The following is an 8315-nucleotide window of genomic DNA, read 5'->3' as shown; positions in this document are numbered from 1 at the left end:
CGACCTCGAACCGGTCGGGATCGAGGTTCGCCATGATGCTGCCCGCCGACACACAGGAAATGGTGTGCTCGGTGCTTCGACCGCCGAAGACGACGGCCACTCGGGTCTTACGGCTACTCATGGGCGGCACCCTACCTTCGCGTCGGATGGAGTATGTCGACGAGCACCCCGAGGATGTTCCGCAGCGTCTCGCGTGAGCAGCCCGCGTATCCGACAGCGATGCCCGCAGTGGTGGGAGTGCCCGCGAAGTGTCGCGCCAATCCGTCGAGCAACAGTCCACGTTCGCGTCCCGCCTCCAGGCGTTCTCGTTCCTCCCGGGTGGAAGCGAGCGGAATCACAAGATGTGCCCCGGCGTCGTCCCCGAGGACGGGGATGTCCGCCTCCTGCAGCGCGGTGACGAGCATGGAACGGCGCTCGGACAATTCTCTGCGCAGCCGCCGCAGATGCCGCCCGAGGTCCCCGTGCCGCGCCAGTTCCACGAACACCAACTGGCCCGCCGGGGACGCCCGGGTGCCCGTGTCGTCCCGGTAAGCCAGCACGGCGGATGTGACGGCGGGCGGCGCCACCATCCACCCCACCCCCAACGTCGGGGTGAGGATCTTGCTGGTGGTCCCGAGGTGTACGACGACGTCGGGTGCCAGTGAGGCGAGCAACGGCAACGGTGCGACGTCGTAACGCAACTCACCGTCGTAATCGTCCTCCACCACCAGGAAACCTTGGGCTCGGGCACGTTCGACGAGTTCCACGCGACGGGCCGCGCTCATCCTGCCGCCGAGCGGGTACTGGTGTGCCGGGGAGCAGAACACCATACGCACGCCGTCGGGTATCGCGTCGGGACGGAGCCCCTCCGAATCCACCGCCACGGGCGCGACCCGCGCGCCCGCTCGGCGGAACGCCTCCACCGCCCGCTGATATCCGGGTTCCTCCACCCCCACGAGGTCACCGGGGCGCAGCATGGCCGCGGCCAGTTCCGCGACGGCGGCGGTCGTGCCCGCGGTGGCGAGCACGGATTCGGGTGCTGCGTCCAAACCCCGGTGACGGAGCAGGTGTTCGGCGATGGCAGCGCGGTACTCCACGATCCCCGCGCGTTCGGCCACCGACAACGGCGGCGTGTCGGCCGCCACGCGCCAGGCCCGCCGCCACGCGGCCCGGTCGAGGCCCTCGGCCCAGGGAACACCGGGGGTCAGCGCCAGCAGTGTCGGTGTGGGCTTCCGGTCGACGTCCACCGCGCCCCGGCGGCGGGCCACCGGTGTGGGCGGCGAGGTGGTGACGTAGGTGCCCGAACCGTGGCGACCGACGATCCACCCCTCGGCGTGCAGCTGTTCGTAGGCGGCCGAGGTGACGGCCCTGCTCACGCCCAAGCTGGCCGCCAGGGCCCGGGTGGACGGGAGTCGGTCACCTCCCCTCAGATGCCCGGCCGAGGCGGCCTCCCGCAAGGCGTCGGCGAGCTGCACCGACAGCGGCACCGACGAGGAACGGTCCAACGTCACCGGCACAACCGTCTGAACCGCATCCGCACGCATCGGGGCCACCTTCGCCTCAAGTGGACTGACCTGATCCTGTCAACGTGGCCACTTCATCATGCCACTGCGACGTTCTGTCACGGCCTTTCCACGATGCGCCATGGCGTGCGGGGATCTCCCGACCTCCCGCCCGTCGAACCGCCGTCGACTACGCGTCCGTCGCGGTCACCGCCTTCGGGCACGCGTCCGACCACCGCACGGGACGCACGGTCCTGTCCCCGTCCTGATAGACGTGCACGCTCACGGCGGGATCGGGACCGACGTTACGGACCCGGTGCACGTAGCCCGGTCCGAACACCCGCGAACTCCCGGCCCGCACCACGTGTGTCTCCGCCATCACGCCGGGCGACCCGTCCCGGTGGACCGTTTCGACGAGTTCCCCGCTGACCACGGTGAAAGCACCCGTGGTGGCACCGTGGTCGTGCACAACGGTGGCCTGGCCGGGCAACCAGGACAGCAACCACACCCGGTGTCCACCCACGGTGTCGACCAGGACGGCGAACCGTTCGTCCGGGTCGTAACGCAGCAGCGAGCGCCAACGGCCTCGATCGGCGGCGAACTCCATGGCCGTCCGCACGGGATGGCGGGACAGCACATCAGCGGGCAGGGGCGCGATGGTGTTCTCGGGCACGGCGAACATACGTGGGAATCCTCGATATCAGCTAAGAATGCGAAAAAAGGGCGACGAACGTACGAAAAGAGCACACGCGTGTCCTCACGCGCGGCGTGGCATCACCGACAACAGCGACAGCAGCGCCCCGAACAGGTGCGGACGAGGACATCCCGCGAACGCGGCAGGGGATTCGACGCACCGATGACTGACATAGGCCCAGGCAAACAGAGCCACCGAGCCGCGTCAAACGCAGAATCGGCTCGTGGACGGGGCTTGACACCGGTCCACGAGCCGCGAAACGAACCGAGTGGCCGTCACGACCATTCGTGTTTCTGCCTGCGCCCCAACAGTTCCGCGCCGACCGTGCCGGGATCGACCCCTTCGTGACACACGCGGTACATGGCGTCGGTGATGGGCATGTCGACGTCGAGTCGACGCGCCAACTCCCGGATCGAGCGACAGGACGTCACGCCTTCCGCCACCTGTCCCCCCTGCGCAGCCCGGGCCTGTTCCATCGTCTCGCCGCGACCGATGCGCTCACCGAACGTGCGGTTGCGGGACAGGGGTGACGAACAGGTCGCCACGAGGTCGCCGACGCCCGCGAGCCCGGCGAACGTGAGCGGATCCGCACCGAGTGCCGCGCCCAACCGGGCCATCTCCGCGAGCCCCCGGGTGATCAGCGTGGCCATCGTGTTGGTCCCGTAGCCCAGCCCGGCCGCCATGCCACAGCTCAACGCGATGACGTTCTTGCACGCACCACCGAGTTCGCAGCCGACGACGTCGGTGTTGGTGTACGGACGGAAGTAGGAGTTGAAACTGGCCTGCTGGATGGCCACGGCCCGATCGTGGTCGGCGCATGCCAGCACCGCCGCCGCCGGCTGCTGCTGCGCGATCTCCTTGGCGAGGTTGGGGCCGGACACCACGACCACATCACCGGGTTCGACCCCGGTGATGTCCGAGATGACCTCGCTCATGCGTTTGAGCGTGCCGAGTTCCACGCCCTTGGCGAGGCTGACGAGGATGGCGTCGGCGGGTAGCAAATCCCGCCATGCGGCGAGGTTCTCCCGCAGCTTCTGGCTGGGTACGGCGAACACCACGGCGTCCGCCGCCTCCAACGCCGTCGCCGCGTCGGAGGTGGCCGTCAGCCGCTCGGGAAGCCGGACCCCGGGCAGGTAGGAGGAATTGGTGTGCTGAGTGCGGATCTCGTCGGCGACCTCGGCTCGCCGTGCCCACAAGGTGACGTCACGTCCGGCGTCCGCGAGGACCTTCGCGAACGTCGTGCCCCACGAGCCCGCGCCCAGCACCGTCACACGTTGCACCGACATCGTCAGGCGCGTCCCTCCGCACTGTCCCGATGACGTGACGGCGGCTGCTCACCCCGAATCTCCACGAGCTGCTCCAGCACTCGGTCCATGATCAGCTCGGTGACCTCGCGTAGCAGCGCCTGATCACGTTTCCGCTCCCGATACGCGGACAGGTCCACCGGCTCGCCGACGTAGTGGTACACGGTCTTGCGCGGCAACGGGCGGAACTTCTTGGTGTAGCCGTTCCAGATCTGGTGCGTGCCCCAGCGGGCGATCGGGATCACCGGCACGTCGTTTTCCAGAGCCAACCTGGCCACACCCGTGTAGGGCCGTTTGGGCCACACGTCGGGGTCCTTCGTGATCGTCCCCTCGGGATAGATGACCACGATCTTGCCCTCCTGCAGGGTGCGGTGCGCCGCCCGCAGGCTGTCGCCCGCATCACTGGAGTCCCGATACACCGGGATGCCGCCCGAACCCGCGATGATCTTGCCGAAGATCGGGGTCCGGAACAGGCTGTCCTTGGCCATGAACCGCGGCACGCGCCCGTTCCGGTGCACGAAGACGGCGTCCACCGCGGGGTCCAAGTGCGATATGTGGTTCAGCACCAGCAGCGCGGGTCCACTCCGCGGGATGCGCTCCGCGTTGCGGTACACACTGCGGCCCATCCAGGTCAGCGGGTAGAACAACGCCGCGGCGGCGCCGACCCAGAAGCCACCTTTCTCGCGATCTGCCAAGGCTGTTCCTCCCGACGTCCGTTTCCCATCGTCTCCGACGCGTCCGAACGATCCTCCCACAGTCCTGCACGGCCTCCTGACCGCGACCGTATCCACTCTCCAGTAAAGAATGGTGGTGTGGCTGTCGACCTGATCGTGCCGCTCAAGGAACCGAGCAGGGGCAAGTCCCGGCTGAGGGACGGCCTGGGCTGTCCGGTGAGCGACCACCGGCACGCCGAACTCGTGCTCGCGTTCGCGTTCGACACACTGCGCGCAGCCACCGCGACACCGGGTGTACGCCGGGTGTTGGTCGTCAGCTCCGTCCCCGCGGCACTGACGGCGTTGCGGGAGCTGGGGGTCGACGTCGTCGGCGAACATGCCGACGACACCGGCGACATCGGTAACGACAGTGACAGCGACGACGACGGCGACGACAGCGACGGCAGCGACAGCGACGATGGAGCCCCGTCCGGACGCAACGGGGCGGGGAATGGCGCGGCGGGGCCGGTGGGCACGACCGACGGCGCGGACGCCGCGAACACCGGCCTGAACGCGGCTCTGCGCACCGGGGAACGGGTGTTGCGAGCCACGGACCCGGGATGCGTCATCGGCGCTCTCCAGGCGGATCTGCCCGCATTACGCCCTGACGAACTCGCCGCCGCCCTCGCCGCCGCCGACGGGCGTAGGGCGTTCACCGCCGATCGACACGGCAGCGGCACCACGCTGTTGCTGTCCGCACCGGGACAACGCCTCGATCCCCACTTCGGCCCGGGGTCGGCTCGGGCACACGCGCTTTCGGGTGCGTTGCCGTTGTCGGCGCCGCTGCCCTCACTACGCACCGACGTGGACACTCCGGGTGACCTGGAACACGCTCGCCTGCTGGGGCTGGGAGAGCGCACCCGAACCGTTCTCGACCGGGTCTGTCTACCGTCCTGAGTAGGGGCAAAAACACCCGCTCATAAGGGACAATGGTCGTGTGAGCGATGAGACCCAGGCATCCCCGGCCACCGGATTCGACCAGAGCGACAACGACCCGGGGCGTCGGTCCGCCACCACCACGCCGCCGCCCGGGGCGAACACCAGCCGCGCCTGCCCGGTACCGTCCGCGCCTCCCGCCGCCACCGACGTCGACCCCACCGAGAACACGCTTCCGGCCGACCGTTACTTCAACCGGGAACTCTCTTGGCAGGACTTCAACGCGAGGGTGCTGGCGTTGGCCGAGGACGAATCCCAGCCACTGCTGGAACGCGCCAAGTTCCTCGCCATCTTCGCGTCCAATCTGGACGAGTTCTACATGGTTCGCGTGGCCGGGTTGAAACGCCGCGAACAGACCGGCCTGCCCGTCCGCAGCGCCGACGGCCTCACCCCTTCCGAGCAGCTCGCCTACGTGGCCGAACGGAACGCCGAACTGGTGCAGCGGCACGCGCAGGCGTTCGAGAAGGGGGTGCGGCCCGCACTGGCCGAGGCCGGTATCCGCATCGTCGCTTGGGCCGACCTCGGGGGCGAGGAACGAACCCGCATGTCGGAGTACTTCACCAAGCAGGTCTTCCCTGTGTTGACCCCGCTGGCCGTCGACCCGGCGCATCCGTTCCCCTACATCTCCGGCCTCTCGCTCAACCTCGCCGTGACCGTCCGCGATCCCGAGGACGGCACCGAACGGTTCGCCAGGGTGAAGGTGCCCAACAACGTCCCCCGGCTCGTCCGCATCGAGACCAGCCGGGATGCCCGCACCGCGACGTTCCTTCCGCTGGAGGAACTCATCGCCGCGCACCTGGACGAGCTGTTCAGCGGGATGCAGGTCAGCGAACACCATGTCTTCCGCGTCACCCGCAACGCTGACTTCGAGGTCGAGGAGGACCGCGACGAGGACCTGCTCCAGGCTCTGGAACGGGAACTCGCGCAACGTCGGTTCGGCCCGCCCGTGCGGCTGGAGGTCGCCAGCGACATGAGCGAGCACGTGCTCGAACTCCTGCTGCGCGAACTGGAGGTCGACCCCCAGGACGTGGTGGCCGTCCCGGGCCTGCTCGACCTCAGCTGCCTGCATCAGCTGTACTCGTTGGACCGCAAGGAACTCAAGCACCCCCCGTTCGTCCCCGCCACCCACCCCGCGTTCGGGGAGCACGAGACGCCCAAGAGCGTGTTCGCGACCCTGCGTGAGGGGGACGTGCTGGTGCAGCACCCGTATCACTCGTTCTCCACGAGCGTGCAACGGTTCATCGAGCAGGCCGCCGCGGACGACAAGGTCCTGGCCATCAAGCAGACGCTGTACCGCACGTCCGGGGAATCGGGCGAGTCACCGATCGTGGACGCGCTCATCGACGCCGCCGAAGCCGGGAAACAGGTCGTGGCGTTGGTGGAGATCAAGGCACGGTTCGACGAACACGCCAACATCGCCTGGGCTCGCACCTTGGAACGCGCGGGGGTGCACGTCGTCTACGGACTCGTCGGACTCAAGACGCACTGCAAGATCGCGCTCGTCGTACGCCAGGAAGGGAGCACGATCCGCCGCTACTGCCATGTCGGCAGCGGCAACTACAACCCCAGGACCGCGCGTCAGTACGAGGACATCGGATTGTTCACCGCCGACCCCGACATCGGCACCGACCTGACCGACCTGTTCAACGTCCTCACCGGATACTCCCGGCAGCAGACGTACCGCAACATCCTCACCTCCCCCAACGGCATCCGGCGGGGGCTGCTGGAGTTCATCGACAACGAGATCGCGTTCGCCAAGGCCGGTGAACCGTCCGGCATCCGCATCAAGTGCAACGCCCTGGTCGACGAACAGATCATCGACAGTCTCTATCGGGCCTCACAGGCGGGCGTCCCGGTCGAGGTGGTGGTGCGGGGCATCTGCGCCCTCAAACCCGGCGTGCCCGGCCTGAGCGACAACATCACCGTGCGCTCCATCCTCGGCCGTTTCCTGGAGCACTCCCGCATCTTCCACTTCCGGGGAGCGAACACCCACTGGATCGGCAGCGCCGACATCATGCACCGCAACCTCGACCGCCGTATCGAGGCACTCGTGCGGGTAACCGACCCGAAACTCACCGCACAACTCGATACCGTCCTCAACTCCGCGTTGGACCCCATGACCCGGTGCTGGGTCCTTCAACCCACGGGCGAATGGGTACCCTCTCCCACGGACAGCGGCCAAGTCCGTGACCATCAGTTGGAAATGCTGCGCAAGCACGGAGCCTCAGGGTGAGCAAGGTCGTGAAGGCCGCGGGGGCGGCACTGTGTCGCCGAACCTCCGCAGGGACCGAGATCGCAGTCGTGCACAGGCCCCATTACGACGACTGGTCACTACCGAAAGGAAAACTGGACCCCGGGGAGACCTCCCCCGTCGCCGCCGTCAGAGAAGTGGCGGAGGAGACCGGCTTCGACGCCGCTCTCGGCCAGTTCCTCACCACCGTCGAATACGACGTGCACGGGGCGCCGAAAAAGGTGGACTATTTCACAGCGCAGACCGTTTCCGGCGAGTTCACCCCCAATGAGGAAGTGGACGAATTGCGCTGGCTGCCGCTGCAGGAGGCGCGATCGCTTCTGACCTATCCCAGCGACCGCGACGTCTGTGACCTCGCCGGGAGATTGCCTTCGGACACCGCCACCGTGCTGCTGGTACGGCACGCCAAAGCGGGTAAACGGGAGGATTGGGCGGGAGACGACGACCTCCGTCCGCTCTCGGACGCGGGAATCCGCCAGGCCGAGGCGTTACGGCCGTTGTTGGGCGCGTTCCGCCCCGAACAGGTGTACTCGGCGCCCCGGCTGCGGTGTGTCCAGACGGTACGTGCCGTGGCCGACGACATCGACGGTGAGGTGCAGATCGAACCGTCGATCTCGGAAGAGGAGTACTCCAAAAACCCCGAGATCGGGATCAAATGGCTGCTGTTCGTAGCGGCCTCGCACACCAGCTCGGTCGTGTGCAGCCAGGGCGGTGTCATACCCGATCTGCTCGACACCCTGGCGCAACGGCACGGCGTCGAGCTGCCCCGGAAACGAACGGGCGAGGTGCCGAGCAAGAAGGGCTCGGTGTGGGTGCTGTCGTTCGACACCACCAACGACACTCCCCGGCTCGTGGCGGCTCACTACCTGCCCACCGCGCTGCCCGAACCCTGTTGATCTTCGGGGGAGATCCCCTCCGGCACACGGCAGGGCCCCC

The 8315-nt window shown here is 67.9% G+C and carries 7 protein-coding genes and 1 pseudogene; 3 read left to right on the top strand and 5 right to left on the bottom strand.

All coding sequences use genetic code 11. From position 1 onward, the window contains the following. From M7H19_RS07975 to M7H19_RS07955, 5 genes and pseudogenes are all read right to left on the bottom strand, one after another. Window positions 1-121, bottom strand: a pseudogene (locus M7H19_RS07975) (D-alanine--D-alanine ligase A); the annotation flags it as partial. Between the two features lie 10 nt (window positions 122-131). After that, window positions 132-1523, bottom strand: coding sequence for a PLP-dependent aminotransferase family protein (locus M7H19_RS07970; RefSeq protein WP_041322553.1), 1392 nt, complete (start codon window positions 1521-1523; stop codon window positions 132-134). 148 nt (window positions 1524-1671) lie between these two features. Continuing rightward, the gene (locus M7H19_RS07965; protein ID WP_037308441.1) at window positions 1672-2163 is read right to left on the bottom strand and encodes a cysteine dioxygenase family protein; all 492 of its coding nucleotides are present in this window, start codon (window positions 2161-2163) and stop codon (window positions 1672-1674) included. 287 nt (window positions 2164-2450) lie between these two features. Continuing rightward, window positions 2451-3461: an NAD(P)H-dependent glycerol-3-phosphate dehydrogenase gene (locus M7H19_RS07960; RefSeq protein WP_012796400.1), complete on the bottom strand. Its 1011-nt coding sequence runs from the start codon at window positions 3459-3461 to the stop codon at window positions 2451-2453. A 2-nt stretch (window positions 3462-3463) separates the two neighbouring features. Then, entirely contained in the window at window positions 3464-4174 is a 711-nt protein-coding gene (locus tag M7H19_RS07955; RefSeq protein WP_037308444.1) for a lysophospholipid acyltransferase family protein, read from the bottom strand. A gap of 117 nt (window positions 4175-4291) precedes the next feature. Between M7H19_RS07955 and M7H19_RS07950 the strand changes: the two genes are divergently transcribed. From M7H19_RS07950 to M7H19_RS07940, 3 genes are read left to right on the top strand one after another with little or no spacing between them, the layout of a single operon-like run. Next, window positions 4292-5089, top strand: coding sequence for a 2-phospho-L-lactate guanylyltransferase (locus tag M7H19_RS07950; RefSeq protein WP_012796398.1), 798 nt, complete (start codon window positions 4292-4294; stop codon window positions 5087-5089). 40 nt (window positions 5090-5129) lie between these two features. Beyond that, entirely contained in the window at window positions 5130-7361 is a 2232-nt protein-coding gene (locus tag M7H19_RS07945) for an RNA degradosome polyphosphate kinase (protein WP_082002371.1), read from the top strand. After that, window positions 7358-8275, top strand: a complete 918-nt coding sequence (locus tag M7H19_RS07940; RefSeq protein WP_012796396.1) for an NUDIX hydrolase — start codon at window positions 7358-7360, stop codon at window positions 8273-8275. The genes M7H19_RS07945 and M7H19_RS07940 overlap by 4 nt, the downstream gene beginning before the upstream one ends. Window positions 8276-8315: the final 40 nt, after the last annotated feature.

It is taken from the genome of Saccharomonospora sp. (assembly GCF_027317685.1).
GTDB lineage: Bacteria > Actinomycetota > Actinomycetes > Mycobacteriales > Pseudonocardiaceae > Saccharomonospora.
This window is presented reverse-complemented; position numbering and strand designations above follow the sequence as displayed.